General features: G+C 74.4%; 26 protein-coding genes and 1 pseudogene. 14 read left to right on the forward strand and 13 right to left on the reverse strand.

The window, feature by feature from the left end; all coding sequences use genetic code 11:
• Positions 1–42: 42 nt before the first annotated feature.
• Genes QE405_RS15940 through QE405_RS15950 form a run of 3 tightly spaced genes read left to right on the forward strand, consistent with a single transcriptional unit; the run spans position 43 to position 2,899 of the window.
• Positions 43–1,566 (forward strand): AMP-binding protein, encoded by a 1,524-nt coding sequence (locus QE405_RS15940; RefSeq protein ID WP_307202508.1) that lies wholly within the window; start codon positions 43–45, stop codon positions 1,564–1,566.
• Positions 1,563–2,189, forward strand: a complete 627-nt coding sequence (locus QE405_RS15945) for a hypothetical protein (RefSeq protein WP_307202511.1) — start codon at positions 1,563–1,565, stop codon at positions 2,187–2,189. The genes QE405_RS15940 and QE405_RS15945 overlap by 4 nt, the downstream gene beginning before the upstream one ends.
• Positions 2,186–2,899, forward strand: a complete 714-nt coding sequence (locus QE405_RS15950; protein WP_307202513.1) for a tyrosine-protein phosphatase — start codon at positions 2,186–2,188, stop codon at positions 2,897–2,899. Before QE405_RS15945 ends, QE405_RS15950 begins: the two co-directional genes overlap by 4 nt.
• A 102-nt stretch (positions 2,900–3,001) precedes the next feature.
• Here QE405_RS15950 and QE405_RS15955 read toward each other — a convergent pair whose 3' ends face one another.
• The 6 genes from QE405_RS15955 to QE405_RS15980 form a co-directional block, all read right to left on the reverse strand.
• On the reverse strand, positions 3,002–4,120 hold the full coding sequence (locus tag QE405_RS15955) for a phosphotransferase (protein WP_307202515.1): 1,119 nt from the start codon (positions 4,118–4,120) through the stop codon (positions 3,002–3,004).
• Complete coding sequence (locus tag QE405_RS15960) at positions 4,117–4,479, reverse strand: nuclear transport factor 2 family protein (RefSeq protein ID WP_307202517.1); 363 nt, start codon at positions 4,477–4,479, stop codon at positions 4,117–4,119. Before QE405_RS15960 ends, QE405_RS15955 begins: the two co-directional genes overlap by 4 nt.
• Complete coding sequence (locus QE405_RS15965; RefSeq protein ID WP_307202519.1) at positions 4,476–5,549, reverse strand: TIGR03857 family LLM class F420-dependent oxidoreductase; 1,074 nt, start codon at positions 5,547–5,549, stop codon at positions 4,476–4,478. Before QE405_RS15965 ends, QE405_RS15960 begins: the two co-directional genes overlap by 4 nt.
• Before the next feature lie 254 nt (positions 5,550–5,803).
• Positions 5,804–6,898, reverse strand: a complete 1,095-nt coding sequence (gene hisC / locus QE405_RS15970; RefSeq protein ID WP_307202521.1) for a histidinol-phosphate transaminase — start codon at positions 6,896–6,898, stop codon at positions 5,804–5,806.
• Between the two features lie 10 nt (positions 6,899–6,908).
• Positions 6,909–7,469 carry a VanZ family protein gene (locus QE405_RS15975; protein ID WP_307202524.1) on the reverse strand — a complete coding sequence of 187 codons (561 nt, stop codon included), beginning with the start codon at positions 7,467–7,469 and terminating at the stop codon, positions 6,909–6,911.
• A gap of 21 nt (positions 7,470–7,490) precedes the next feature.
• Positions 7,491–8,432 carry a dimethylarginine dimethylaminohydrolase family protein gene (locus QE405_RS15980; RefSeq protein ID WP_307202526.1) on the reverse strand — a complete coding sequence of 314 codons (942 nt, stop codon included), beginning with the start codon at positions 8,430–8,432 and terminating at the stop codon, positions 7,491–7,493.
• Positions 8,433–8,512: 80 nt separating this feature from the next.
• Between QE405_RS15980 and QE405_RS20995 the strand changes: the two are divergent.
• The 10 genes and pseudogenes from QE405_RS20995 to QE405_RS16025 form a co-directional block, all read left to right on the forward strand.
• Positions 8,513–8,731: pseudogene (locus tag QE405_RS20995) on the forward strand (GntR family transcriptional regulator); the annotation flags it as partial.
• 154 nt (positions 8,732–8,885) lie between these two features.
• Positions 8,886–9,185 carry an FCD domain-containing protein gene (locus tag QE405_RS15985; protein WP_307202528.1) on the forward strand — a complete coding sequence of 100 codons (300 nt, stop codon included), beginning with the start codon at positions 8,886–8,888 and terminating at the stop codon, positions 9,183–9,185.
• 54 nt (positions 9,186–9,239) lie between these two features.
• Positions 9,240–9,635: a phage holin family protein gene (locus QE405_RS15990; protein WP_307202530.1), complete on the forward strand. Its 396-nt coding sequence runs from the start codon at positions 9,240–9,242 to the stop codon at positions 9,633–9,635.
• Entirely contained in the window at positions 9,632–10,153 is a 522-nt protein-coding gene (locus QE405_RS15995) for a low molecular weight protein-tyrosine-phosphatase (RefSeq protein ID WP_307202532.1), read from the forward strand. Before QE405_RS15990 ends, QE405_RS15995 begins: the two co-directional genes overlap by 4 nt.
• Positions 10,150–11,028, forward strand: coding sequence for a fructosamine kinase family protein (locus tag QE405_RS16000; protein WP_307202534.1), 879 nt, complete (start codon positions 10,150–10,152; stop codon positions 11,026–11,028). The genes QE405_RS15995 and QE405_RS16000 overlap by 4 nt, the downstream gene beginning before the upstream one ends.
• Positions 11,029–11,264: 236 nt before the next feature.
• A complete protein-coding gene (locus tag QE405_RS16005; protein WP_307202536.1) occupies positions 11,265–12,326 on the forward strand; it encodes a hypothetical protein in 1,062 nt (353 codons plus the stop codon).
• A gap of 48 nt (positions 12,327–12,374) precedes the next feature.
• Positions 12,375–13,070 (forward strand): response regulator transcription factor, encoded by a 696-nt coding sequence (locus QE405_RS16010; protein ID WP_307202538.1) that lies wholly within the window; start codon positions 12,375–12,377, stop codon positions 13,068–13,070.
• Positions 13,067–14,671, forward strand: coding sequence for a sensor histidine kinase (locus QE405_RS16015; RefSeq protein ID WP_307202540.1), 1,605 nt, complete (start codon positions 13,067–13,069; stop codon positions 14,669–14,671). Before QE405_RS16010 ends, QE405_RS16015 begins: the two co-directional genes overlap by 4 nt.
• A gap of 10 nt (positions 14,672–14,681) precedes the next feature.
• A complete protein-coding gene (locus QE405_RS16020) occupies positions 14,682–15,998 on the forward strand; it encodes a S1C family serine protease (RefSeq protein ID WP_307202542.1) in 1,317 nt (438 codons plus the stop codon).
• On the forward strand, positions 15,991–16,593 hold the full coding sequence (locus QE405_RS16025; protein WP_307202544.1) for a DUF3558 family protein: 603 nt from the start codon (positions 15,991–15,993) through the stop codon (positions 16,591–16,593). Before QE405_RS16020 ends, QE405_RS16025 begins: the two co-directional genes overlap by 8 nt.
• Here the strand turns inward: QE405_RS16025 and QE405_RS16030 are convergent.
• The 6 genes from QE405_RS16030 to QE405_RS16055 form a co-directional block, all read right to left on the reverse strand.
• Positions 16,544–17,944, reverse strand: a complete 1,401-nt coding sequence (locus tag QE405_RS16030) for an anthranilate synthase component I family protein (protein WP_307202546.1) — start codon at positions 17,942–17,944, stop codon at positions 16,544–16,546. The genes QE405_RS16025 and QE405_RS16030 overlap by 50 nt on opposite strands.
• A complete protein-coding gene (locus QE405_RS16035) occupies positions 17,941–18,537 on the reverse strand; it encodes an anthranilate synthase component II (RefSeq protein ID WP_307205897.1) in 597 nt (198 codons plus the stop codon). The genes QE405_RS16030 and QE405_RS16035 overlap by 4 nt, the downstream gene beginning before the upstream one ends.
• Positions 18,537–20,480, reverse strand: coding sequence for an anthranilate synthase family protein (locus QE405_RS16040; RefSeq protein WP_307202548.1), 1,944 nt, complete (start codon positions 20,478–20,480; stop codon positions 18,537–18,539). Before QE405_RS16040 ends, QE405_RS16035 begins: the two co-directional genes overlap by 1 nt.
• A gap of 78 nt (positions 20,481–20,558) precedes the next feature.
• Positions 20,559–21,830: a YeeE/YedE family protein gene (locus tag QE405_RS16045; protein ID WP_307202550.1), complete on the reverse strand. Its 1,272-nt coding sequence runs from the start codon at positions 21,828–21,830 to the stop codon at positions 20,559–20,561.
• Positions 21,823–22,920 carry a sulfurtransferase gene (locus QE405_RS16050; RefSeq protein ID WP_307202552.1) on the reverse strand — a complete coding sequence of 366 codons (1,098 nt, stop codon included), beginning with the start codon at positions 22,918–22,920 and terminating at the stop codon, positions 21,823–21,825. The genes QE405_RS16045 and QE405_RS16050 overlap by 8 nt, the downstream gene beginning before the upstream one ends.
• Before the next feature lie 120 nt (positions 22,921–23,040).
• Complete coding sequence (locus QE405_RS16055) at positions 23,041–24,033, reverse strand: GNAT family N-acetyltransferase (RefSeq protein WP_307202554.1); 993 nt, start codon at positions 24,031–24,033, stop codon at positions 23,041–23,043.
• Positions 24,034–24,139: 106 nt separating this feature from the next.
• On the opposite strand from QE405_RS16055, the gene QE405_RS16060 reads away from it, so the two are divergent.
• Positions 24,140–24,418, forward strand: a complete 279-nt coding sequence (locus QE405_RS16060; protein WP_307202556.1) for a hypothetical protein — start codon at positions 24,140–24,142, stop codon at positions 24,416–24,418.
• Positions 24,419–24,717: 299 nt separating this feature from the next.
• On the opposite strand, the gene QE405_RS16065 is transcribed toward QE405_RS16060, so the two are convergent.
• Positions 24,718–25,851 (reverse strand): glycosyltransferase family protein, encoded by a 1,134-nt coding sequence (locus QE405_RS16065; protein WP_307202558.1) that lies wholly within the window; start codon positions 25,849–25,851, stop codon positions 24,718–24,720.
• Between the last annotated feature and the right edge of the window lie 2 nt (positions 25,852–25,853).

Genomic DNA, 25,853 nt, shown 5'->3' on the forward strand with positions numbered 1-25,853 from the left:
CCTGTTAGCGACACAGCGGTCGCATTTCAGGAGGACAGGTCGATGTACCCACCCACGGTGGCAGCCCGCACGCCGGACCTGCCCGCCTACGTGATGGCCGCGACGGGCGACCAGCTGACCTTCGCCGAGCTCGACGCCGCCTCCAACCGGCTCGCGCACCTCCTGCGGGCCCACGGGGTGGTCGCCGGCGACACCCTCGTCGTGCTCCTGCCCAACGGGCTCGCCTGGCCGGTCGCGGTCGCGGCCGGGATGCGGACCGGGCTGCGCGTCACGCCCGTCAACTGGCACCTCGGCCCGCCCGAGCTGTCCGCACTCCTCCTCGAGGCCGCGCCCCGCGCCGTCGTCACGACCGTCGCGCTGGGCGCCACCCTCCGTGCGGCTCTCGCCGACCTGCCGGAGGCGCCCGCGGTCGTGCTCACGGTGGACGGCACGGCGCCCGACGGGCGCTCCCTGGACCTCTGGGCCGCGCTCCGGGAGCAGCCCGCCCACCCCGTCGACGACGAGCTGCTGGGCGCGCGCGTGCTCTTCAGCGGCGGCACCACCGGCCGGCCCAAGGCCTTCCGGCAGCCGCTCCTCGGGGTCCACCCGCTCGACGCCCCGGCCCGGCACCCCGCGCTCGCCGAGCGGCTCGGCATCGGGGCCGGCATCCGCTTCCTCTCCCCCGCGCCGAGCTACCACGCCGCACCGTTCACCTTCCAGCTGATGACGCTCGCCGCCGGCGGCACCGTCGTGTGCATGGAGTCCTTCGACCCGGAGCGGGCGCTGCGCGCGCTGGTCGACCACGAGGTCACCCACTCGCAGTGGGTGCCGACCATGCTGTCGCGGCTCCTCGCCGTACCGGGGCGGGACGAGATCCCGCGGGCGCCGTCGCACCGGGTGGCCGTGACGTCGGGTGCCCCGTGCCCCGTGCGCCTCAAGGACGCCGTGAACGACTGGTGGGGCGACATCCTCCACGAGTACTACGGCGCCTCGGAGGGCTACGGCCACACCTACGTGTCGCCGGCCGAGTCGCGCGCCCGGCCCGGCACCGTCGGCCGCCCCCTCGGCGAGGCCCGGGTCGTCGTCGTCGACGACGCCGGGGACCCGCTCCCGCCGGGCGAGGTCGGCCGGGTCACCTTCGCGCAGCCCGGCACCGGGGAGCTGCGCGGCATGGGCGACCTGGGGCGCCTCGACGACGACGGCTTCCTGCACCTCACCGGGCGCAGCACGTTCATGATCATCTCGGGCGGCGTGAACATCCATCCCGAGGAGATCGAGGAGACGCTGCTCGATGACCCCGAGGTGGCGGACGTGGCCGTCTTCGGTCTCCCCCACCCCGACCTCGGCGAGCAGGTCGTGGCCGTCGTCGAGCTCGAGGACGGGCACACGGCCGACGCCACGACCGCCGACCGGCTCGCCGAGCACTGCCGCGCCCACCTCGCCCGCTTCAAGACCCCGCGGGTGTTCGAGTTCGTGCCCCGGCTGCCCCGGCTCCCGACCGGCAAGCTCGACAAGACCGCGCTCCGGTCGACCTACGCGTCCCGCGCCACCACCCCGACCCCGATCCCGACGGAAGAGAGCCGATGACCGACCAGGCCACCCACGACCGATCCTTCGAGGTGCTCCACGCCGTGCGCGTCAAGGGCCTCACCACCGACGCGGTGCTCGCGGACTTCCTCGGTGTCGCCGAGGACGGGCTCGCGCCGTACACCGGCCCGCTCGTCGACGCCGGGCTGCTCCTGCGGCGCGAGGGCCGGTTCGCCGGCCACACCCTGACGCCCGCCGGCAAGGAGGCCGCGGCCGAGCGGCTCACCACGGACACCGAGACGCGCGACGCGACGCCCGCCCTGGCGCGCCTGTACGACGCGTTCCTGCCCGTCAACGGGGACTTCAAGCGGCTCTGCGAGCGGTGGCAGGTGCGCGACGGGCAGCCCAACGACCACACCGACGCCGCCCACGACCAGGCGGTCTTCGCCGACCTGCACACCCTCCACGACGCCTTCGTGCCCGTGCTGCGGGAGGCGGACCTACCGCCGCGGATCCGCCGGTACGCCGACCGCCTCGACGGCGCCCTGGCGCGCATCGACGACGGTGAGACCGGCGCCTTCGCGCGGCCGATGAACAACAGCTACCACGACATCTGGATGGAGCTGCACGAGGACCTCATCGTCTCGGGCGGCCGGGTGCGCGACGCGCACGACGAGGGATGAGCGCCCCCACCGGCCCCCTCGGACCGCTCCGGGGCGCGGGGGCGGTGAACCTGCGCGACCTCGGCGGGGTGCGGACCAGCGACGGCCGCCGGGTGCGCACCGGGCGGCTGCTGCGGTGCGACTACCCCGCGTTCGCCGAGGGCGCGGCCGGCGCCGACGTCGTGGCCCGTTCCGGGCTGCGCACGGTCGTCGACCTCCGGCTCGAGGAGGAGATCGGGGTGGAGTGCCCGCCCTGGACGGCGCTGGGCGTCGACCACCGCCAGGTCTCTCTGGTCTCGGGCCGCGGGGACTCCTGGCACGCGGGCTACGCGCGCTACCTCGTGCACCGACCCCGGCAGGTCGTCGAGGCGGTGCGTCTCCTCATGGAGCTGCCCGGGCCGGCACTCTTCCACTGCGCGGCGGGCAAGGACCGCACCGGCGTCGTCGCCGCCCTCCTGCTCAAGGCGCTCGACGTGCCCGACGAGCAGGTGACGGCGGACTACGTGCGGACCGCCGAGGTGCTGCCGACGATCATGGCGCGGCTGCTGGAGCACGACTACTACCAGCGGATCCTGGCCCGCACGACGCTCGCGGACCAGACGCCGACGGAGCAGAACATCGGTGAGCTCCTCGCCCACCTCGCCGCGGCGGGGGGCGCCGAGCGGTGGCTCCTCGAGCACGGACTGCCGGCGGAGACGCTCGCCGCGTTCCGCCGCGCGATGCTGGAGTGAGGCTGGAGTGAGGCTGGAGTGAGACCCGGCTCCGGGACCGTTCGGCGACGGTCCCGGAGCCGGGGATCGGGGGGCTGGGCCGGCTCGGGCCGGCTCGGGCCGTCAGGCCGGGGCGAGCACGCCGGACACGTTGCGCATCGCCTCGATGCTGTGCCAGTCACGGGCGGCGGCGCAGTTGCGCTCCAGCAGCGCCAGGATGAGGCGGTTGACGACCTCGTTGTCGGGGAGCACCGCCACCGCGGCGAGCGTGATGAAGAGGCCGCTCAGCAGCTGCAGCTGGTAGTCCGCGGTCGCCTCCTCCAGGTCGTAGGACCCGCCCCGCTCGGCGAACACGTCGACGTAGTGGCGCAGGAGCCGGTGCTCGTCGGCCCGTCGCTGCGCGACGTCGACGCTGCCGGAGAGGAAGTAGCCGACGTCGTACATGGGGTTGCGCAGGCCCGTGACCTGCCAGTCGATGAGCACCGCGCCGGGCGTGCCGTCGGGCAGCGTCTCGAACAGCACGTTGTCGACCCGCGGGTCGCCGTGCGTCAGGGTCAACCGCGACTGGGTCTTGAGGTGCCAGGGGCGTACGACGCCGGGTGCCGCCGCCACGATCGCGAGGTCCTCGGCGCCGAGGCTGCCGGCGAAGCGCGCGAGGGAGAGCTCGGCGCCGCGCGTGGTGGCGTCCGACCAGTAGTCGCAGACCGCGGGCAGCCGGATCAGCCAGTCGGGGGCGGTCGCGTCGTCGAGCGGGAACGCCGAGTGCAGCCGCGCGAACTGGGTGACGACGGCCTCCGCCTCGACCGAGGAGCAGCCCGCCACCTGGTTGCCGGGCACGGCCGCCGTGGTCAGGTCCTCCATGACGAGGTTGATGGTCGTCTCGTCGCCGCCCACGAAGTAGGTCCGCGGGATCCGGCAGGCGCCACTGGCGCCGACGGCGCGGTAGCCACCGATCTCCCGGTGGTACGCGCCGCTGCCCAGTGCGTGGGCGTGCGCACCGGGCGCGCTGGGGCGGAACTTCACGACGAGCGCGTCGGGTCCGCCGTCGGCGTGGCCCGCGGCGTACGAGATCGCGACCCGGACCGTGTCGCTGACGTTGCCGGCACCGACGGGCTCGTGGGTGATCGCGGCGACCTGCGCCCCGGGATGGCCGCCCGCGCGCAGGACGGTCTCGACCCAGGCGGCGTCGAGGTCGGCGACGGAGTCGAGGACCGGCGGGACCTCGGTGGGGTGCGTGCTCATGACCATGCTCCTTCGGCGTAGGGGGCGTTCCAGACGTCGGTGACCCGACCGTCGCGGACGCGGAAGATCTCGATGCCGCAGAGGCGGTCACCGGTGCTGCGTCGGGTCGCCTCCCAGGTGAGGGAGGCGATCTCGTCGTCCCCCACGAGATGGACGATCGTGAACTGCGGGTCGTGCGTCGCCAGGTCGCGCGTGATGCGGTCGACCTGCTCGTCATGGCTCATGGCGGTACGGCGCGCGGGAGCGCCCGGGTCGTGGCGGACGACCGGGTCGGCGCAGATCTCGCGCACGAGGTCGACCCGGCCGGCGTTGTAGATCTCCAGCACGTAGCGCTCGACGGCGCGGACCGCGACGCTCACGCGAGCACCCGGTCGGCGGCGCGGTAGGCCTCCACGACGGAGACCAGCTCGCTCGGCGTCGCGCCGTGCATGATGACGCCGTCGACCCCGAGGTCGAACTGCGCGGCCACCCGATCGGCACACCGCTCGGGGCTGCCCGTCGCCGCACAGTCGAGCCACTCCGCCGGCAGCACGGCGCGCAGCCGCTCGAGCTGCTCCGGGGTCGCGACCGCATCGGCCCAGCCGTCGAGCTCGCCGACCACCTCGCTGCGGCGGAACTCCTCGAGCAGCGCCGGGTCCCACCGGTTGGTGGACACGAGGAGGTCGCCGTAGACCTGCAGGTACGTCGCCAGCCGGCCCACCGTCTTCTTCACGAAGGTCTGCTCGTCGATCTCGTCGGTCACCGTCGCGTAGCAGGACCAGATCTTCACGGCGGCCGGGTCGCGCCCCGCCTGCTCCGCGGCGTCCCGCACCTCCTGCACCACCCGCGCCGTCGTCTCGTCGGAGAAGAAGGTGTGGAGCACGACCAGGTCGAACGCACGGCCGGCGAGGGCGAGCGTCGCGGGGCCGAAGGCGGTCGTGCCGAGCCGGATGTCCTCGTCGAACGTCGGGTCGAGCTTGAGCGCCGGGAACGTCCCGAGCGGACCGTCGTAGTCGCGCACCGTCTCGCCGCGCCACAGGCGCCGCATGAGGTGGGCGAACTCCTCCATCTGGACCGTCGTCGTCTGCTTCAGCCCCATCGCGGCGATCTGCGGACGCAGGCCGCGGCCGATCCCGAGGACGAAGCGGCCGCCCGTCAGGCGGTGCATGGTCGAGGCGAAGGCCGCCGTGATCGCCGGGTGCCGGGTGTTGATGTTGGTGGCGGCGGTCGTGATGTCGATCCGCTCGCTCACCGCGCCGGCGGCGCCCGACAGGCTGCACGCCTCCTTGACGTTGAGGCGCTCCGAGAGGAACGCGTTGCCCAGGCCGAGCTCCTCGGCGAGACGGATCTCCGCGAGCAGGTCGCGCGGCGACTCGACGTGGCCGCCCAGCGCGTAGAAGCCGAGGCGATCGACACCGGGGCGTCCGGTGGGGGCAGGTCCTGTTCGCATGCGCACTCCTTGTTAGCGACTGCCGTGTCGCAAATCATGTGACGGGCGTCACCGTAGTGCGGCGCCATGCGGCGGTCAATAGGCGCTCTGGACCGGCAGGGCGTCGTGCGATTTGCGATCGGCGAGCCGCGAAGGGGCGCCCGAGGAAAACGCGGACCGAGGGTCGCGGAGGGTCCGCGTTCTCCTCGCCCGACCCGACTCCCGTCCGCGTTTTCTTCCGCCCCGGGCGGGCTCCGCCCCCACCGGGGTGAGGCTCAACCGCGGAACGCCCCCGCCACGGCGAGCACGCGCTCGCAGGCCTCGGGCTCGCCGACGCTGATGCGCACGCCGTCGCCCGGGAAGGGCCGCACGACGACGCCGGCCTCCTCCGCCGCGGCGGCGAACGCGAGGGTGGCCGCGGGCTCGCCCGGGAAGGGCAGCCACACGAAGTTGCCCTGTGCGTCGGGCACGGGCCAGCCCTGGGCCCGGAGGCCGGCGAGGAGGCGGTCGCGCCGCACGACGAGCTCGTCGACCCGGGCCACCATCGCCTCCTGCTCGGCCAGGGACGCGATCGCGGCGGCCTGGGCGATGGCGGAGACCCCGAACGGGAGCGACACCACCCGCAGGGAGGCGGCCACCTCGGGGTGCGCCACCGCGTAGCCGACGCGCAGCCCGGCGAGCCCGTACGCCTTCGAGAACGTGCGCGTCAGCACCACGTTGGCGTGGTCCCGCAGGGTCGCGACGCCGTCGACCGGGTCGTCGGAGCGGACGAACTCGACGTACGCCTCGTCGACCACCACGAGCACCCGCGAGGGCACGCGGGCGAGGAACGCGTCGAGCTCCGCCTGCGTCACGGCCGGCCCGGTGGGGTTGTTGGGCGTGCAGACGACGGCGACCCGCGTGCGCTCGTCGATCGCGTCCGCCATGGCGTCGAGGTCGTGGCGGCCATCGGCCAGCAGGGGTACGGCGCGGCCGACGGCCCCCGCGGTCGCGAGCGCGATCGGGTACGCCTCGAAGGAGCGCCAGGCGTGCACGACCTCGTCGCCGGGGTCGCAGTAGGCGCCGATGAGCTGGTAGAGCAGGCCCACCGAGCCCGTCGCCACCGCCAGGTGGTCGCTCGGCACGTCGAGGTGGGCGGCGAGCGCGTCGTACAGCGCCGCGCTGCCGAGGTCGGGGTAGCGGTTGAGGTGGGCCACCGCCGCGGTCGCCGCCTCGAGCACGCCGGGCAGCGGCGGGAACGGGTTCTCGTTGCTGGACAGCTTGTAGGACGTGAGGCCGGGACGGGCGGTGGGCGGCTTGCCGGGAACGTAGGCCGGGATCGCCAGCACGTTGCTCCGCGGGGTGGGGAGGTCAACCGGGGTGTCGGACATGGGTCGCACGTTAGGGCTCGCGGGAGACGGCCCGCCAGGGGCGGAGCAGGAGAGCCGCCAGGAGACCCAGCCCGGCGCCCACCACCGCGCCGGTCGCGTTGTCCACGACGTCCGTGACGTCGCAGGCGCGGTCGAGCCGCGCCAGCTCGAGCTGGGCGAGCTCGATGGCGCCGGAGTACGCCGCGAGCCCCAGCACCAGCAGCGGCACGAGCACCCAGCCGGCGCGCCACCGGCAGGCCGCCACCGTGCCGAGCAGCCCCGCGGGCACGAACAGCGCCGTGTTGAGCAGCCGCTGGCCGCCGTCGAAGATCCAGAACCCGTCCGGGGCCGGGCCGCCGTAGTCCATCGAGCAGACCTCGGCGCGCGTCTCCGCCGCCACCCAGCCCGGCGCGCCGGTGGCCGGCACGAGGGTCACGAGCGCGATGACGACCACCCACCACGCGAACCCCGCGGCGGCCACGGCGAAGACCGGGCCGGTGCGGGGCGCGAGGAGCAGCGCCACCCCCGCCAGCACGAGGCCGGACAGGAGGGCGCCGAGCACCATCACCTCGGGTCCGCCGAACGTCACCATGGCGCACGACGGTAGCGGGCCTCAGGGCAGGACGACCGCCCCGCCGGGCACCACGTCGAGGTCACGACCGACGACCAGGTCGGTCGGGTTGGTGAGGCAGCGCACGGAGCCGCCGCCCTTGTGCAGCTCGGACAGGTCGAGCAGCACGACGCGGAAGCCCCACGCCTCGAGCCGCTCGCGCACCCGCGGCGGGCACGCGGGCATGAGCACGGTGCGCCCGACGACGACGGCGTTGGCGCAGAAGGTGAGCGCCTCCTCCTCCGTGAGCACGAGCGGCTCCGGCACGAGGTCGAGCAGCGCCGCCGCGGAGGCGGCGTCGAACGCGGCCGGGCACACCATCGCCCGCCGGTCGTCGAGGGGGCAGAAGGCGAGGTCGAGGTGGTACATCGCGGGGTGCACGATCCGCAGCCCCCGCACCCGTACGTCGAGGGCCGCGGCCACCGGCGCCAGCGCGGCCTCCTCGGTGCGGGGCCCGAAGCCGGCCACGAGGTCGCCCCGCCACGCGAAGAGGTCGCCCGCCTCGAGGTGGGGGCCGACCCCGTCGCGCCCGACGCCCAGGACGACGCGTCCGCGGCTCTCCGCCCAGGAGGCGGCGCTCGTCGTCTCGGCCCGACGCTCGGCGTACCGCATGTGGGACGCGAGGAACGCGTCCCGGCCGTCGGCCAGCGTGAGGGCGATGCCGAGGTTCATCGCGTACACCATGTCGGGGCTGTCGGGCCGCTGCCGCAGCACGTCGACGCGCGCGCCGGCGTCGCGGAGCGCCGCGAGCATGGCGTGCCACTGCTCGCGGGTGCGCTCCGGCTCGGGCTGGTCCGCGGGGTCCATGAACGGGTTGATGACGTAGTCGACGCGGAAGTGGTCGGGGCTCACGACCGCGTAGGAGCGGCCCCAGGCCAGCTCGCCGACGAGCTCGTCCGCGAGTCCGCCCGCCAGGCCCGTCGTCGTCTCCTGCACCAGGGTCATGACCCCACCTCCTCGATTGTCCGACAATCCGACGAGGGGGAGTGTGGCACAGGCCGGAGGCGTTCCGCGAGAATGCGCGGGTGCCCGATCCCTACGCCGGCCTCCATGTCGAGGTCACCTCGACCACGCAGCGCGTCGCCGACGAGCTGCGCCGGGCCGTCTTCGACGGCGAGCTCGAGGCCGGCACCCCGCTGCGCGAGGTGGCCCTCGCCGCGTCGCTGGGCGTCGCCCGGTCGACCGTCCGGGAGGCGCTCACCGTGCTCGTGGCCGAGTCGATCGCGACGCGGGAGCCCAACCGCGGGGTGAGCGTCGCCGTACCGGACGCGGACGCCGTGCGCGACGTGTGCCGGGCGCGCACGGTGCTGGAGTCGGCGGGGGTACGCCGCTGGTGCGACGCCCCCGAGGCCGCGCGCCAGGAGGTGCGGGGACCGGCTCGCGGCCTACACGGGGGCGGTGGCGCGCGGGGCCGGCTACGCCGAGCTCAACGAGACCCACCTCGAGTTCCACGTCGCCCTCGTCGGGCTCGCCGGGTCGCCGCGGCTGGTGCACACCGCCCGGGCCCTCGTGGCCGAGCTGAAGGTCGTGCTCGCCCAGATCGACCGCGCCGAGCGCAACGCCCACGACCAGGCCGACAGCCACGAGGCCATCGTCGCGCTCCTCGAGGCGGGGCGGGTCGACGACGGCCTCGTCGCCATCGACGAGCACCTCCGCGACGCCGAGCGGGACATCCTCCACGCGCTCGGGGCCACCTGAGGATCACCTGAGGCGAGGTGCAGGGACTGGCCCGGTCTGCCTACGATCGACCTCGTGAAGTTCGTCGCCTGGGTCCTCGTCAACGCGCTCGGCATCGCCGTGGCCGCGTGGCTCTTCGAGGGCATCTCGTTCGACGGCGCCACGAGCGGCCAGGCGGAGATCGAGGACAAGATCCTCCCCCTGCTGGGCGTCGCGCTCATCTTCTCGCTCGTCACCGCGTGGGTCGCACCGATCGTCAAGCTGCTGTCGCTGCCCCTCGTGATCCTGACGCTCGGCCTCTTCCTCTTCGTCGTCAACGCCGCGATGTTCCTGCTCACCGGCTGGCTCGCCGACCAGTTCGACATCCCGTTCCACGTCGAGGGCTTCTGGACCGCGCTCGGCGCCTCCATCGTCATCACCGTCGTCACCTGGCTCGTCGAGGCCGTCACCGACACCGAGGTCCGCGGGTGACGGTCCCGCTCCCCGCCCCGCGCGACCCCGCGACGTACCGCGTCGCCGTCGTCTGCCTGGGCAACATCTGCCGCTCGCCGATCGCCGACGTGGTGATCGAGGACCGGCTGACCGCGGCGGGCCTGTCCGGCGCCGTCACGGTCGAGTCCTTCGGCACCGGCCCGTGGCACGTGGGCGAGCCGATGGACGAGCGGTCGGCGCGGGTGCTGCGGGAGGCGGGGTACGACGCGACCCGCCACCGCGGGCAGCAGGTCGCCGCCGCGCACGCGGGCCGGTTCGACCTCGTGCTGGGCATGGACAGCGCCAACGTGGCCGACCTCGTCGCCCTGCTCCCGGACGACGTGGAGCGGATCCACCGCTTCCGCGACCTCGACCCCGAGGGACCCGGTGACGTGCCGGACCCCTACGCCGGTGGGCCCGAGGGCTTCACCAGCACCCTGGCCGTCGTCGAGCGCACCGCCGACGCCCTCGTCGGACGGCTCGCCGACACGCTGCCCCTGCGGGAGCCGACCGCATGACCCGACAGCCGCTCCTGGCGCGCCGGGCCGAGGCGCTGCTGGGCACGGCTGTCTCCGCCACCTCCCCCGTCGCCGGCGGCGACACCTCGACGTCGACGCGCCTCCGCCTGGCCGACGGCCGCAACGCCCTCATGAAGACGCACCCCGGCGCGCCGCCCGGGTTCTTCGAGGCAGAGGCCCGCGGCCTGCGCTGGCTCGCCGAGGTCGGCGACGGCGTGCCCGTGCCCGAGATCCTCGCCGCCGCGGAGGACTGCCTGCTGCTGCGCTGGATCGATCCCGGCCGACCCACCGCCGACGCCGCGGCCGAGCTGGGTGCGCGGCTGGCGCGCACCCACCTCGCCGGCGCCGTGCTCGGCGCGGAGGAGGACGGCTTCATCGGCCGCCTCCCGCTGCCGTGCCGCGCGCCCGAGGGCGTGTCGTGGACGGAGTTCTACGCCGTGCGGCGCGTGCTGCCCTACCTGAAGCTGGCCCGCGACCGCGGCGCGATGCTCCCCGAGGACGCCGCCCGCGTCGAGGCGCTGCTGCGCCGCCTGCCCGCGCTCGTGCCCGACGAGCCCCCCGCCCGGCTCCACGGCGACCTGTGGAACGGCAACGTCCTGTGGGGCGTCGGCGGCACGGTGCACGTGCTCGACCCCGCGGCGTACGGCGGCCACCGCGAGGTCGACCTCGCCATGCTCGCGCTCTTCGGCCTCCCCCACCTGCGGGAGCTCACCGAGGCCTACGAGGACGCCAGCGCGGCCCTCGGCCGCCCGCTCGACGCCGAGTGGCGCGACCGGCTCGGGGTGCACCAGATCTTCCCGCTGCTCGTGCACGCAGCGCTGTTCGGCGGTGGGTACGGCGCACGCGCCGGCGCGCTCGCCGCGTCGTACGGCTGAGGCGGAGCATCCGACGCACCGGGTGGGTCGGATCTTCCCCAGGCCCGAGCCCCGACATCGGAAGGCGCGGGCCTTCGGAAGATCGGATCCTTCTGGTGCATCGGATCCTCCAGGGGCCGGCAGGACCAGATCTCTGCGAGCCCGTTCGCGGCCCCCAGGCGGCGACTCGAGGCAATCCATCCACAGCGGGTGGTGAGCGGCACCCCGTCCCGGCGAGGCGGGTGGAGCCTGGGCGGGTGAGCACGAGCAGAGGTCGGCGGGATCTGTCTGCTGCCCGGGCGCGCCGTGCGGCGGGAGCCGCGGCCGTCGAGCAGCACCTGGTGCAGCAGGACGGTGTGATCGCACGATTCCAGGTGCTCGATGCGGGGTGGCGTCCCTCCGACATCGCGCGGCAGCTCCGACGGCGGGAGTGGGCCCGCCTCCACGACGGCGTCTACCTGACCCACACGGGGGCGCCGACGTGGACCCAGCGCGCGTGGGCCGCGGTGCTGTGGGCGCATCCGGCCGCGCTCTGTGGTCCATCGGCACTGCGCGCATTCGAGGGAGTGCGGCGCGCAGGGGCAGACGATCACGACGTCGTCCACGTGGCGATCGAGGCCGAGCGGCGCGTGGTCGCGCCGAGCGGCGTCACCGTGAGGCGACGGGTTCGGCTCGACCAGGACGCCCAGTGGAACCTCGGGCCGCCCCGGGTGCGCTACGAGGAGGCGGTGCTCGACGTCGCCGAGGCCGAGACGACGGAGTCCCGCGCCCTGGGTCACGTCACGGACGCGGTCGGGGCGCGCCGCACGACAGCGGACCGGCTGGTCACGGCACTCCTGGGACGTCCGCGCACCCGTCGACGTGCCTGGCTGCTGGCGGCGCTCGACGACATCCGCGCCGGGACCTCCTCGGTGCTGGAGCACGCCTACCTGGCCCGGGTCGTGCGGCCGCACGGTCTGCCCGAGGGCGTGCGCCAGGCCGCGGTCGCGAGCGGGGGACGAGTGACGTACCGCGACGTGGACCTACCCGAGCTCGGCCTCGTGGTCGAGCTGGACGGCGCCCAGCACCACACAGGATCCGCCGACCGGGCGCGCGACCTCGACCGCGACCTCGACGCAGCCGCCGACGCTGGTCGCCGGACGGTCCGCCTCGGGTGGTCGCAGACGCACGACCGCGCGTGCGTCACCGCCGAACGACTCGCGCGGATCCTCCGTGCCGCCGGCTGGACGGGCCGCCCGATGCCCTGCGGTACGGGCTGCGACCTCGACCCCGGAAAGATCGACCCACCGGATGGCGCAGATCTTCCGATCGCGTCGTGACCGTGGCGTTCTCAGGCGCGACTCAGCCCCGATCGGCATACTGCTCAGGTGCCAGAGAGCAAGGGGTCCCGCGTGCTCGTCGTCGACGACGACCGCGCGGTGCGCGATTCGCTGCGGCGGTCGCTGGAGTTCAACGGGTACGTCGTGGCGACGGCCTCCGACGGGGCCGAGGCGCTCGCGCAGATCGCGTCGGTGGCGCCGGAGCTCGTCGTGATGGACGTGATGATGCCGCGCCTGGACGGCCTCGAGGCCACACGGGCGCTGCGGGCGGCGGGCAACGACGTCCCCGTGATCGTGCTGACCGCCCGCGACGCCGTCGGCGAGCGGGTCGAGGGCCTGGACGCGGGGGCGGACGACTACCTCACGAAGCCCTTCGCGCTCGAGGAGCTCCTGGCGCGGGTCCGCGCGCTGCTGCGCCGCGCCGTCCCCACGGAGCAGGCCGACGAGCGCCTCCTCTTCGCCGACCTCGCGATGGACCTCGCGTCGCGCGAGGTGTTCCGCGGCGAGCGGGCCATCGAGCTCACGCGCACGGAGTTCACGCTGCTCGAGATGTTCCTCCGCCGGCCGCGCCGCGTGCTGGAGCGGTCGTTCATCCTCGAGGAGGTCTGGGGCTACGACTTCCCCACGACCGCGAACTCGCTGGAGGTCTACGTGGGCTACCTCCGCCGCAAGACCGAGGCGGAGGGCGAGCCGCGGCTGATCCACACGGTGCGGGGCGTGGGCTACGTGCTGAAGGAAGCATGAGGCCCCTGCCGCCCCGACCCGACGCCGCGCCGACCGACCACCCGACCGACGCGGAGCCCACGGCCGAGACGGACCCCACCGACGCCTCCCCGGCGGACCAGCACGACCCCCGGCACGACGACCGGCACGACCTCGACCTCGACCACGAGCTCCCGGAGCGGCGCTGGCACTACCGCCGCTCGCTGGCCAGCCGCGTCACCCTGCTCACCACGATCGCGGTGGGCGTGGCGGTGGCCTTCCTGTCGCTGAGCGTCTACTTCGTCGTGCGCATCCAGCTCGAGGACACGATGGACGAGCAGCTGCTCGACCGGGCCACGTCGATGGCCGCCGGCCTGACGTCGGCCGCCGCGGACAAGGACCGGGACCAGCTCCTCACCCAGCTGCGGTTCCTGCCCCGTGACTCGCGGGTGCAGATCCTCTTCGCGGACGGCAGCATCCTCCTCACCAACGGCACCACGACGCTCCCCCTCGGTGACGAGGAGTGGGACGTCGCGACCAGCGACGCCGACCACGCCGTGCTGCGGTCGGTGACCGTCGCCGGTGACCACGTGCGCATGGCGACGGTGCCCATGGACCTGTCGAACGGCCGCATCGGTGCGCTCGTGATGACGCAGAACACCGACTCGCAGCAGAAGTTCCTCGGCAAGCTCGGGCTGGTCATGCTGGGCTTCGGCGGCACCGGCGTGATCCTCGCGGCCGTCGCCGGCACCGTGGTCGCCCGCAACGGCCTGCGGCCCGTACGACGCCTCACCGAGTCCGTCGAGACCATCGCGCGCACGGAGGAGCTCACCCCCCTGCGGGTCGAGGGCGACGACGAGATCGCTCGCCTCGCGACGGCGTTCAACCAGATGCTGACCGCGCTGAGCGCCTCGCGGGAGCGGCAGAAGCAGCTGGTGGCGGATGCCGGTCACGAGCTGAAGACCCCGCTGACGTCGCTGCGCACCAACCTCGACCTCCTCGCCCAGGCCGAGGACACCGGTGCCGCGCTGTCGCCGGAGACCCGCCGCGAGCTCATCGACGACGTGCGGGCGCAGATCGTGGAGCTGAGCACCCTCATCGGCGACCTCGTCGAGCTCGCCCGCGACGAGCAGGTGCGCCACGTCGTCGAGCCCGTCTCCCTCGTCGAGGTGCTCGACAAGGCCGTCGCGCGGGTGCGGCTGCGCGCCCCGACGGTGACCTTCGAGGTGCGCGCGGCCCCGTGGTGGCTCGTCGGCGAGTCCCACTCGCTCGAGCGCGCCATCACCAACCTCCTCGACAACGCCGCCAAGTGGAGCCCCACCGACGGTCGGGTCGTGGCGACGCTGGCGAACGGCATCCTCACCGTCGACGACCAGGGCCCGGGCATCCCGGAGGACGACCGCGAGTACGTCTTCGAGCGCTTCTTCCGCTCCACCGAGTCCCGCGCCATGCCCGGCTCCGGCCTCGGCCTGGCGATCGTGCGGCAGGTCGCGGAGCGGCACGCCGGCTCCGTGCGCGCCGGCGTGTCGCCCTCCGGCGGAGCGCGCCTCACGATGACGCTGCCGGGCGGCCCGCTGCACCCCGACGCGACCCGCCCGATCCCGCGCGAGTCCCGAGGTGCGACGACGGCTCCGACGGGGTAGGGACCCCGCCATGAGCGACCAGCGCCCGCCCCTCCCCGGCCTGCCCGGCCAACCCAGCCACCAGCCCGGCCACCAGCCCGGCCAGCAGCCCGGCCCGCACCGGCCGAGCGGGCCGCCCCCGGGGGCGCCGTACGGCGGGGGTCCGCGCCCGCCGCAGCAGCCGTCACCCGCGTCGTACCCCCCGCAGCCCCGTCGCGGAGGCGGTGCCCTCGGCGCCGGGGTGGTCGTCGGTGCGCTCGTGCTCGGGGTGGTCGGCGGCATCGGCGGCGCGGCGGGCTACTCGGCGCTCGTCGACGACGACGGGATCTTCTCCTCCAGCAGCGGGGACGGCGGCTCGGACGGCGACACCCGCATCCAGGCCGACGACCTCGACACCGGCAGCATCGACCCGCTCGACCTGGTGTCGGTCAACGACATCTCCAACGCCGTGCTGCCCGCGGTGGTGCAGATCAACGTGCCGGTGACGGGCGGCTACTCGCAGGGCTCCGGCTTCGTGGTCTCCGACGACGGCGAGATCCTCACCAACCACCACGTGGTCGAGGGCGGCTCGGCGGGCGAGGCCATCGTCATCACGTTCGACGACGGCACCCTCGCGGAGGCCGAGGTCGTGGGCAGCGACCCGCTGCTCGACGTGGCGCTGCTCCAGCTCACCGACGCGCCCGACGACCTCACGGTCGCCTCCCTCGGCTCGTCCGACGAGACCGAGGTGGGGCAGGCGGTGGTGGCGATCGGCGCGCCGTACGGCCTCCAGTCCACCGTCACCGCCGGCATCGTCAGCGCGCTCAACCGGCCCTTCGTGCTCGAGCTGCCGGAGGGCCTGGTCGCCTACCCGGCGATCCAGACCGACGCGGCGGTCAACTCCGGCAACTCCGGCGGCCCGCTCGTGAACCTGCGCGGCGAGGTCGTCGGGATCAACGGGGCGATCGAGCTGGCGCAGAGCGAGGAGGGGTACGACGCGGGCTTCATCGGCATCAGCTACGCCATCCCCATCGACGACGTGCGCCACGTCGTCGACCAGCTGCGCGAGGGCGAGGAGCCCGAGCACGCGAGCCTGGGCGCCGTCGCGGAGACCGCCGTCGTGGAGAACATCGTCGACGGGGCCGCCGTGCTCACCGACCTCGCTCCCGACGGCGCCGCGGCGCAGGCGGGGCTCGAGGAGGGTGACATGATCACCGAGATCGGCGAGCTGCACGTCAACAGCGCGCGGGCGCTCGTGACGTCCGTGCTCACGTTCGAACCGGGCGAGGACGTCGAGGTGACCTACATCGACGGCGACGGCAACGAGGAGACCACCACCGTGACCCTGGGCAGCGACCTGGATGACTGACCGCACCGACCGCCGCACCGACCGCCGCGGGCTGCGCGCCTCCGCCGGGATCGCCGGAGCGCTCGTCGCCGTCGTCGCCCTCGCCGGGTGCGGCGGCGACGGGGACGACGGGTCGTCGTCGGTCCCCACCTCGTCGGCCAGCAGCTTCCCCACCGACGACGTGGTCGAGGTCGGCGACCCCTGCGAGGCCGTGCCAGGCCCGGAGATGGGCGAGCTGCTCGGTCTCGGCGAACCGCTGACGGCCACGAGCGCGGGCGCGGGCAACTACCGCGGGTGCAGCTACACCGACGCCGACGACGTGGTCGTCATCAACACGACGCGCTACGCCTCCGAGGCGCCGTTCGACGAGGTGTGGGACTCCCTCGACCTCGGTGACCTCGCCGTGCAGGACGTGACGGTCCCGGGCGCCGACGCGGCGGGGCTCATCGTGGCCGCCGAGGAGGGCAGTCTCGCCATGACCGCCGCGGTCGCCCACGACGGCCTCGTCGACCTGGCGAACTTCTACGTGGTGGCGCCCTACGACGAGGCGGCGACCACCGCCGGCATCACGACCCTGCTGGAGCGGCTGGCGGCCCAGCCGGCGCCGGCGTCGTAGCCGGTCCCGCGCCGGCCACGGCGGCGAGCACCCGCTCCAGCTTCCAGCCCGCCTCGGCCCACTCGTCCTCGACGGTCGAGCGGACGGTGATGCCGCCGCCCGTGCCGGCGCGCCAGGTCCGCCCGTCGCGGCTCGCGAGGCTGCGGATCACGACGCCCAGGTCGGCGCCGTCGCCGTCGAGCCAGCCGAACGCGCCGGCGTACACGCCCCGGGCGCTCGACTCGACGGCCTCGATGACCTGCATGGTGCGGTGCTTCGGCGCCCCCGTCATCGACCCCGCGGGGAACAGCGCCCGCACGGCCTCGACCGTCGTGACCTCGGGGCGCAGCTCGCCGACGATCGTGGAGACGAGCTGGTGGACCGCGGCGTACGTCTCCGTGACCATCAGCTCCGGGACCGTCACGGTGCCGGGGCGGCTCACGCTGCTGACGTCGTTGCGGAGGAGGTCGACGATCATGAGGTTCTCGGCGCGGACCTTCTCGTCGGTGGTGAGGGCGTCGCGCAGCGCCGCGTCCTCCGCCGGGGTCGCGCCGCGCGGAGCCGTGCCCTTCATGGGCTTGGTCTCGATGCGCCGCGCGCGGCCGACGTCCGTGGGGCCGATGCGGGCGTAGCGCTCCGGGGACGCCGCGAGCAGCCAGCCGCGGGCGCGCGCCGCGTCGGACGTGCCGGTGACGTCGTGCTGCAGGAAGGCGGCGTACGGCGCGGGCGTCGCGGCCCGGAGCGCGGCGTACACCTCCGCGGGGGCGGCGGTCGTCGCGGCCTCGGCGCGGTGGGTGAGGTTGACCTCGTAGGACTCCCCCGCGTGCAGCGCCTCCTGCACCTGGGTGAACGCGGTGCGGTACCAGGCGGGGGGCTGCAACTTTCCCCGGTCGACCGGGGAAAGTGTCGCTTTGACCATCAAATTTGATGCGCTATGTGACACGTTCCCCGGCCGACCGGGGAAAGTGCCACCAAGTCCACCGACGTGCCGCAGGCGCGAGGGCCGCATCCAGACGGCGTCGGGCGCGTCGGCGGCGTCGCGCCGGGCGGGCAGGTCGCTCCGCGCGCCGTAGCCCAGCCACCCGAACCACCGCGCCCCCGGAGCGGCGGCCACCTCGCGCTCGAGCACCGTGAACACGTCGTCGCCGACCACGACGCCGCGCCAGGCGCCGGGGCGGCCGGTCCAGCGACGTACCTCGCCGGCCGTCGCGTCCCACGTCAGCGACACGTCGTCCTCGTCGAGGCCCGCCACCACGCTGCGGTCACCCGACCAGGGGCGGCCGGCGGAGCCGTCGAGGAGGACGCAGCGGGGGTACGCCGCGGCGAGGGCCGCGACGTCGGCGTCGGTCACGCCGGGCGCGGGGGTCGTCACCGGGCCTGCTCCAGGAAGCGCGCCACGAGGTCGGCGCCGTGCTCGCTCAGCACCGACTCGGGGTGGAACTGCACGGCCTCGAGCGGGAGGGTCCGGTGCCGCACGCCGAGCACGACCTCCTGCCCGTCGGCGCCCGTGCAGGTCGCGCTCACCTCGAGCACGTCGGGCACGGCGACGGCGCCCAGCGAGTGGTAGCGGACCACGCGGAAGTCCTGCGGCAGGCCCGCGAACACGCCGCGCCCGTCGTGCCGCACCCGTGCGACGTCGCCGTGGGCGGGGTGGAGGCGGTCGACGCGGCCGCCGTACGTCGTCACGAGCCCCTGCAGCCCGAGGCAGACGCCGAGCACGGGGCGGGTGGCGGCCCGGAGCACCTCCCGCCCGACCGAGAAGTCCGTCGGCCGCTCGGGATGGCCGGGGCCGGGCGAGAGCACCACGACGTCGTGGGCGAGCACCTCGTCGGCCGTCGTCGCGTCGTGCTGCACCACGGTCGGCAGCACGCCCGTCACCGACGCGACGAGGTGGGCGAGGTTGTGGGTCGAGGAGTCGCGGTGGTCGACGACGACGACGTCGACCAGCCCGCCCGTCCGGCCCATCACGCCTCGACGAGCAGGTCCCGGACCAGGCGGTGGATCAGCGCGAAGCCGTTCTGCGTGAGGATCGACTCGGCGTGGAACTGGATGCCGCGGTAGTGCGGGCCCGCCACCAGGTGCACGTCGCCCGTCGCCGGGTCCGCCTCGACGTGCACGCCGTCACCGAGCGTCGCCCGGCCGCGCGCGTCGACGCCGTCGACCCGACCCACGAACGTGTTGTAGAAGCCGACCCGCTCGACGTGCCCGTCGATCCGCACCGGCGACTGCGTGCCCTGGAAGACGATGTCCTTGAACGCCAGCGGCACGCCCAGGTGGTGGCAGAGCGCCTGGTGGCCGAGGCAGACCGCGAGGAACGGCCGCTCGGCCGCCATCAGCTCGGCGACGGCCGCCCGGAGCTGGCCCATCTTCGGGTCGGCGTCGTCCCGGGGGTCGCCCGGCCCGGGGCCGACGATCACGAGGTCGTGGCCGTCGAGCGCGCGGGGCGCGTAGGCCTCGTGCCGCACGACGGTGCTCGTCATGCCGAGCACCCCGAGCACGTGGCGCAGCATGTTCACGAAGTCGTCCTCGCCGTCGAGGATGACGACGCTCTTCCCGGCCAGGTCCGGGTCGGGCTCCTCGTCGCCCTGGTCGGTCAGCCAGAAGCCGGACAGCCGCCGGTTCCGCGACGCCAGCGCGAGCAGCACGTCCTCGTCGTTGACCAGCTCCGCCACGTCGACCTCGCTCGCGGGACGCGCGGGCACCAGCCCGAAGGCCGAGAGGATGCCGCCCGCCTTGGCGTGGGTCTCGGCGACCTCGTACGCCGGGTCCGAGTCCCGCACGAGCGTCGCGCCGGCCGTGACCGTGAGCCGCCCGTCGGGCTTCACGTCGGCCGTGCGGATGACGATGGGGCTGTCGAGCACGGGGGTGCCGTCGGGGTCGCGGCCGAAGATGGCGAGGGCGCCCGCGTAGTACTCCCGCCCGCCGGGCTCGTACTCGGCGATCAACCGGGCGGCGTTCTCGACGGGGCTGCCGGTGACGGTCGCGGCGTACATGGTGTCCCGGAGCACCTCCCGCACGTCGCGGTCGGTGCGGCCGGCGAGGAGGTACTCCGTGTGCACGAGGTGGGACATCGGCTTGAGGAACGGCCCGAGCACCTGCCCGCCCTCGTGGCAGACGTCGCACATCATCTTGAGCTCCTCGTCGACGACCATGAAGAGCTCGTAGATCTCCTTCTCGTCGGCGAGGAAGGAGAGGAGGTCGCGCTTGAGCGAGGCCTCGTCGGCCTCGCGGGGCAGCCGGAACGTGCCGGAGATGGGGTTCATCCGCACGTGGCCGCCGTGCACGCTGACGTGCCGCTCCGGGCTCGCGCCGACGAGGTAGCGGTCGCCGGTGAAGAAGAGGAAGGTCCAGTAGGCGCCGCGCTCGCGGGCCAGCAGCCGCCGGTAGACCTGGAGCGCGCGCTCGGCGGTCCAGTCGGCGACGACCGCGCGGTACTGCCGCGCCACCACCAGGTTCGCGCCCTCGCCGCGGCCGATCTCCTCGTCGATGATCTGCCGGACGACCTTCGCGTAGTCCTCGTCCTCGACGTCGAACCCGCCCCGGTCGACGAAGTCGACCTCGCCGTCGGGCAGCGCCTCGAGCATCTCCGCGACGCTGAACTCCCACTCCGTGTCGACGTCGACGACCACGAGCGGGGTGCCGTCGTCGTGGGCCGCGAAGCCGCGCTCCGCGAGCTGCCGGAACGGGACGGCGACGAGCCGGTCGCACTGCCGGCCCGGCGCGGGCGCGCCGGTCTCGAGCGGGATGTCGAGGATCGAGTCGACCTCGGACCGCGTGCCGCCGACGAGCCCCACCGTGTCGCGATCGCCCGCGCGGGTCGAGCGCCGGATGATCGCCCACGCCTCGTGCCCCTGGAGCGCAGCGAGGGCGTCCTCGGCGTTCGGGCGGGCGGCGGGGGTGGTGGTCATGGGCGGGAGCCTACTTTCCGCCGGATCCCGCTGCGTCCGCGTGTCCACAGGCGCCCGGGCGCTCGGGCGCTCGGACGGTCAGAGGTCCTGCAGGCGAAACCGGAAGGCCAGCGCCGCGCCCAGCACGAACGCCGCCGCGAACACCCAGCCCGACAGCGCGAACGCCTGCGTGCCGGAGAGCAGCACCCCGACCGTGCAGCCCAGCGCGGTCATCGCGCCCCAGCCCAGGAGCACACCGCCGACCAGGGCGGCGACCGCGCCCGTCGCGCCCACCCGCTCGAGCCGCACCCGGCCGCCGGCGAGCGCCGCGGCGAAGGCACCGACGACCAGGCCGATCACCAGCCACCCGTTGTCGATGACCGCCCCGGCGACCACGGTCGCGCACCCCGCGAAGGCGTCGAGGCCGTGCAGCGTCTCCGGGAGCGCGCCTTCCGCATCCAGCACGGACCGCGTCACGCTCCCGAGCTGGGCGGCGACACCCAGCGGACCGACGAGCAGGTACGACGCGACGCCGACGAGCCCGACGACGACGCCCGTGAGGAGCGGGGGCCAGCGGTCCACGACGAGCCGCCTCCAGGTGCCGACGACACCGGTCACGCGCGGTGGCGTCGTCGACCGGCTGGGCCACCGTCCGAGCAGCGCTGCCACCAGCGCGAGCACGGCGAGGGTGGCGAGCAGCGCTCCGCCGTACCCGAGGGACGTCGGCAACCACGTCTCCGGCGCACGGTTGCCGATCAGGCCGAGGTAGAGCCGGTTCCAGGTCCAGAAGCCGAGCCCGAAGCCGACGAGGGTGCCGACGAGGGCCACTCCGGAGCGCACGGCGCCCTGCGTGATGCGGTAGAGGTGGCCGGCGATGCAGCCGTGCGAGAGCACCATGCCGATGCCGAAGACGAAGCCCCCGAGCGCCAGCACCGGGGTGACGGGGCCGATGTGCGCCTCGGGCGGCAGCCGCCCCGCGGTGGGGTCCGGGACGAAGAGGCTCAGCACGGCGGCGTACCCGATCGCGCCGACCGCCAGCGCGGTGAGGATCGAGCGCAGCCCGTCGGCGTCCCGGCGCTCGGCGAAGTCGCGCGAGATGCAGAAGAAGCAGAACCTGCCGCGCTCGAACGCGATGCCCAGGGCAGCGCCCACGAGCAGCAGGACCGCCGCGTCGGCGGCGACGCTGCCGCCGGGCGCCACCTCGAGCCCGTGCACGACGTACGCCGCGCCCAGCAGCGTCGCGAGGAGGAGGAGCGCGACACCGGTCCGCACAAGGTCCGCCCGGGTCGGTCGGGTCGGCTCGTGCCGGGCGGCGACCGGTGCCGCGGGGGCGTCGACGACGCCCCCGCGGACCACGACGGGGTCAGGCAACGCCCCAGACCGTTCCGGCGTTGTTGACGACCGGGACGCCGACGGCGTTGCCGTACTCGGTCCAGGAGCCGTCGTAGAGGCTGACGTCGTAGCCGAGGATCTCCGAGAGCACGAACCAGCTGTGGCTGGCGCGCTCGCCGATGCGGCAGTACGTGATGACCGGCTCGGAGCCGTCGATGCCGTGCGCGGCGTAGATCGCGCGGAGCTCGTCAGCGGACTTGAACGTGCCGTCCTCGTTGACGGTCTCGCGCCACGCCACGTTGACCGCGCCCGGGATGTGACCGGCGCGGATGGCGGTCTCCTGGAAGCCCTCGGGGGCGAAGATCTCGCCGTTGAACTCGGCAGCGCCACGGATGTCGACGAGCACGGCGCCCGGGTCGTCACCGTCGGCGGAGGCCTGGGCGACCTCGAGCACCTCGGGGAAGAGCGCGCGGAGCTCGCCATCGGCCTCGGCCGGCTGCCACGAGCCCGCGGCCGCCGCGGGCACGGCGACGTCGTAGGCCCTGCCGTCGGCGTCCCACTTCGTGCGGCCGCCGTCGAGGAGCTTCACGTTGTCGTGGCCGTACAGGTTGAACACCCAGGCGCCCCAGGCGGCGAACCAGTTGTTGTCGTCGCCGTAGAGCACGACAGTGCTGTCCTCGTCCACCCCCGCGGCCGCCGTCAGCTCGCCGAACGTCTCGCGGGAGACGACGTCACGCGACACGGTGTCGACGAACGAGGTGGTCCACGGGAAGTTCACGGCCCCGGGGATGTGGCCTCGCTCGTAGAGACCCTCGTCGGTGCTGACCTCGATGAGGACGACGGACGGGTCGTCGAGGTTCGCCTCCAACCAGTCGGCGTCGACCAGCTTCTCGGCCGCGTTGTCCTCCACGACGGCACCGCTGCCGCCGCCGGCGTCGGAGGCCCCAGAGCCCCCCGCGTCAGCTGCGGTCGTGGCGTCGTCGGAGCCGCCGAGCTGGAGCAGGCCGACGACGAGCGCGACGACGGCCGCGACCACTCCCCCCAGCACGAGCAGGCGGCGGGTGGCACCGGCGCGGGGCGGGCCGTGGGGTGCGTGCGGGTTGGTCTTCTCGGGGGTGTCGTCGGACATGACATCGACTCCTGTGTGGTCGGGTTCGGACAAACAGGAGTTTTTCAGTTGTCTTTGGTTTCTTTCAGGCTGCTCGATATCCGAGACACCACTTGGCCTGGGCAAACATTCGCTCGCGGATCACGCGGTCGCGGGCGGATCGGGGCGCCGGTAGGTCGTCCAGTGCTTCTCGAGCGTCATCCCGGCCCGCTCGTAGACCCCCAGGGCCCCCGTCGGGTTCGCGGAGTCGACGTCGAGCGCCGCCCGGTCGAACCCGTCCTGCCGGCAGACCTCGAGGGTGTGGCGCAGCAGGACCGACGCGAGGCCGCGACCCCGGTGCTCCCGGGTGGTGCCCACCCGGGCGATCCAGGCCTCCCGGAGGCCCGTGACCTGGCGGACCGCGTCCCACTCCTCCACCTGCACGTAGCCCGCGATCGCCCCCTCCGCGTCGACGGCCAGCAGGCTCACGTCGCCGCGGAAGCTCCGGCTGCTCGTCACCCACTGCCGCCACTCGTCCGGCGTCCAGGGGGACGAGCCGGGGTGGTCGCGGAAGACCTCGTTGTGGACGAGCCGCAGGGCCTCCTCGTCGCGGGCGGCGTCGTAGCGCCGTACCCGCAGGCCCGCGGGCAGGTCCCCCACGTCCTGCTCGGGAATCGGTCCCACGCCGAGCGTGAGCGTCCAGCGGTGGGGGACCAACCCGATCGCGGCCAGGAGGTCCGCCTGGTCGGCCTGGTCGGTCAGGCCGCTCACCTTCAGCTGGGCGGGCTTCGCGGGCGCGAGCGCCCGGTGCCGCTCCTGCGCGCGCTCGAGCATCGCGGCCGCCAGCCGGGTGCCGATCCCCTCACCGCGGCGGTCGGGGTGCACGCAGCCGGAGCCGTACGCCGTGAGCTCGGCCCCGTCCGGGTCCCGGGGGATGATCCGGAAGCAGCCCACCAGGGTGCCGCCGTCGACGGCCACGACCCAGTCGCGGGAGGCGTCGAGCAGCGGGTCGGCGACCTCCTCCTCGAGGTCGGCCAGGTCGAGGTGCTCGTCGGTCTGGTCGACGGTCTCGACCTCCCGGAGCAGCACGTCGAGGGCGGGGAGGTCGTCGGGCCGGAACCCGCGGAGCTGGATCCGGGGGAGGTCGATGGGCACGTCCCGCACGGTAGGCGCGGGGGTCGGGCAGGGTCGACGGGTTTTCGGGCGCGCAAGATCGGCGCAAGCCGCCGCGCACGTCGGTCGGAACTGGGAGCATCGTCGCGTGCTCAAGCTCGTCGCCCACCTCGCTGCCGTCGTCGCGACGGTCCTGCTCTCCTTCGCCACCGTCATGGCGCTGGCGACCGTCTGTGCCGCTCTCTTCGGAGGAATGTTCGGCGGCTGGGAGCTCTCCATCACCCTCGGCATCGCGCTCGTGGCCTGGTGGCGCTTCGTGTCGCGGCGCGTCGACCGCTTCCTCGTCCGGTGGGACCGGTTCCGCGCGTTCGAGCGGGCGGAGCAGGCCGAGCAGGCCGAGCAGCGGCGCGAGGGCGCGCGGGCCTGAGGCCCGGCCAACGCTGGGGAGGGCCCGGCCCGGGCTTCGAACTGGGACGCTGGGGCAGCCCGGACCACCCCCGACCTGCCCCAACCGCACATTTTCGGCCCCCGCCGGGGCCGGCCCGGTCGTCCATCGACCCAGGCCCCGCGGAACATCCAGCGCACAGGGTGAACCAGAACCTCCGCCGCCTCGAGCCTGAGGTCGCCCGCCCCCGAACTGGGCCGCTGGGGCAGCCCGGACCGCCTCGGACCTGCACCAGCCGCACATTTCCGGGGGCCAGCAGGGGCCTGACCCGGGCTAGAGGCTCAGCCCCGCGCCGCCCGCCCCTCGCGCGCCCAGCGCGCGACGTGCTCGACGAACGTGCGGCGGTCGCGGGTCCAGTTGTGGTGGGCCGCGACGTACGCGTGCCCCTGCTCGGCCAGCGAGCGCGCGCGGTCGCGGTCGTCGGCCAGGGCGAGCACCTCGTCGACCGGCGCGTGGCCGAACGGCACGACGACGCCCCCGCCCGACGCGGCCACGAACGACTCCACCTCGGGCAGCGGGGTGGCGACGACGGGCACGCCGTGGGCGAGGTACTCCATGTTCTTCGTCGGCAGCGACACCCGGTGGTTGAGCTCGTCGTGCAGCAGGGCCAGGCCCGCCACCGCGCCGTGGATGAGCGGGAGCGCCCGGTCGTTGGGGACGAAGCCGTGCCACACCAGGTCACCCGCGTCGTGGGCGGCCTGGAGGGCGGCGCCGGTCTCGCCGTGCGCCGTACCGACGACCTCGACGCGCACGTCGTCACGCCCGCGCGCCCGGAGGCCCTCGGCGAGGGCGACGATCTCCCCGGCGCCGCGGTCGCGGGTGAGCGAGCCGAGGTAGACGACGCGAGCGGGGCCGTCGGGGTCGGGACCGGGCACGTCGTCGGGCACGGCCGTCGAGTTGGGGACGACGGGGTGCGCGCCGTGGAACAGCCTGCGGTAGCCGTGCTCGGCCAGCAGCAGGTGGTGGCGCTTCTCGGCGCGACCGAGCAGCCAGGTCAGGAACCCCGCGAGCGGGACCCGCAGCCACGTCGGGATCCACGTGCGGATCTGCACGGTGGCCGGCACGTCCTCGTGCACGTCCCAGACCACGGGCGTCGCCCCCGCGGCGCCGGCGACGAGCAGCAGCTCGGGGTCGTGGAGCAGCACGAGGTCGTGCGCGGGCGCCAGCGCGCGGATCTTGCGCCGCGCGTCGAGGAGCGCACCCAGGCGCCGCCGACCGTAGGACCGCCGGACGTCCACGCAGTCGACCCCGGGCCGGGGGTCCACGCCGAAGCCGCCGAACGGCGCCAGGTAGGTCACCGCGAACCCCGCGTCGAGCAGCGCGCCCATCTCGCGGTGGGCGATGCGCGCGTCGCCCGGGTGGTGCACCACGGTGCAGACGAGCACGCGGAGGCCGGCGCCGGGAGCGTCGGTCACCC

The sequence above is a fragment of the Nocardioides zeae genome (assembly GCF_030818655.1).
Classification (GTDB): domain Bacteria; phylum Actinomycetota; class Actinomycetes; order Propionibacteriales; family Nocardioidaceae; genus Nocardioides; species Nocardioides zeae_A.

Coding starts and splice junctions, on each gene's coding strand:
- QE405_RS15940 (WP_307202508.1), top strand. CDS start 43: ATGTACCCACCCACGGTGGCAGCCCGCACGCCGGACCTGCCCGCCTAC.
- QE405_RS15945 (WP_307202511.1), top strand. CDS start 1,563: ATGACCGACCAGGCCACCCACGACCGATCCTTCGAGGTGCTCCACGCC.
- QE405_RS15950 (WP_307202513.1), top strand. CDS start 2,186: ATGAGCGCCCCCACCGGCCCCCTCGGACCGCTCCGGGGCGCGGGGGCG.
- QE405_RS15955 (WP_307202515.1), bottom strand. CDS start 4,120: ATGAGCACGCACCCCACCGAGGTCCCGCCGGTCCTCGACTCCGTCGCC.
- QE405_RS15965 (WP_307202519.1), bottom strand. CDS start 5,549: ATGCGAACAGGACCTGCCCCCACCGGACGCCCCGGTGTCGATCGCCTC.
- hisC (WP_307202521.1), bottom strand. CDS start 6,898: ATGTCCGACACCCCGGTTGACCTCCCCACCCCGCGGAGCAACGTGCTG.
- QE405_RS15975 (WP_307202524.1), bottom strand. CDS start 7,469: ATGGTGACGTTCGGCGGACCCGAGGTGATGGTGCTCGGCGCCCTCCTG.
- QE405_RS15980 (WP_307202526.1), bottom strand. CDS start 8,432: ATGACCCTGGTGCAGGAGACGACGACGGGCCTGGCGGGCGGACTCGCG.
- QE405_RS16000 (WP_307202534.1), top strand. CDS start 10,150: ATGACCCGACAGCCGCTCCTGGCGCGCCGGGCCGAGGCGCTGCTGGGC.
- QE405_RS16015 (WP_307202540.1), top strand. CDS start 13,067: ATGAGGCCCCTGCCGCCCCGACCCGACGCCGCGCCGACCGACCACCCG.
- QE405_RS16020 (WP_307202542.1), top strand. CDS start 14,682: ATGAGCGACCAGCGCCCGCCCCTCCCCGGCCTGCCCGGCCAACCCAGC.
- QE405_RS16025 (WP_307202544.1), top strand. CDS start 15,991: ATGACTGACCGCACCGACCGCCGCACCGACCGCCGCGGGCTGCGCGCC.
- QE405_RS16035 (WP_307205897.1), bottom strand. CDS start 18,537: ATGGGCCGGACGGGCGGGCTGGTCGACGTCGTCGTCGTCGACCACCGC.
- QE405_RS16040 (WP_307202548.1), bottom strand. CDS start 20,480: ATGACCACCACCCCCGCCGCCCGCCCGAACGCCGAGGACGCCCTCGCT.
- QE405_RS16050 (WP_307202552.1), bottom strand. CDS start 22,920: ATGTCCGACGACACCCCCGAGAAGACCAACCCGCACGCACCCCACGGC.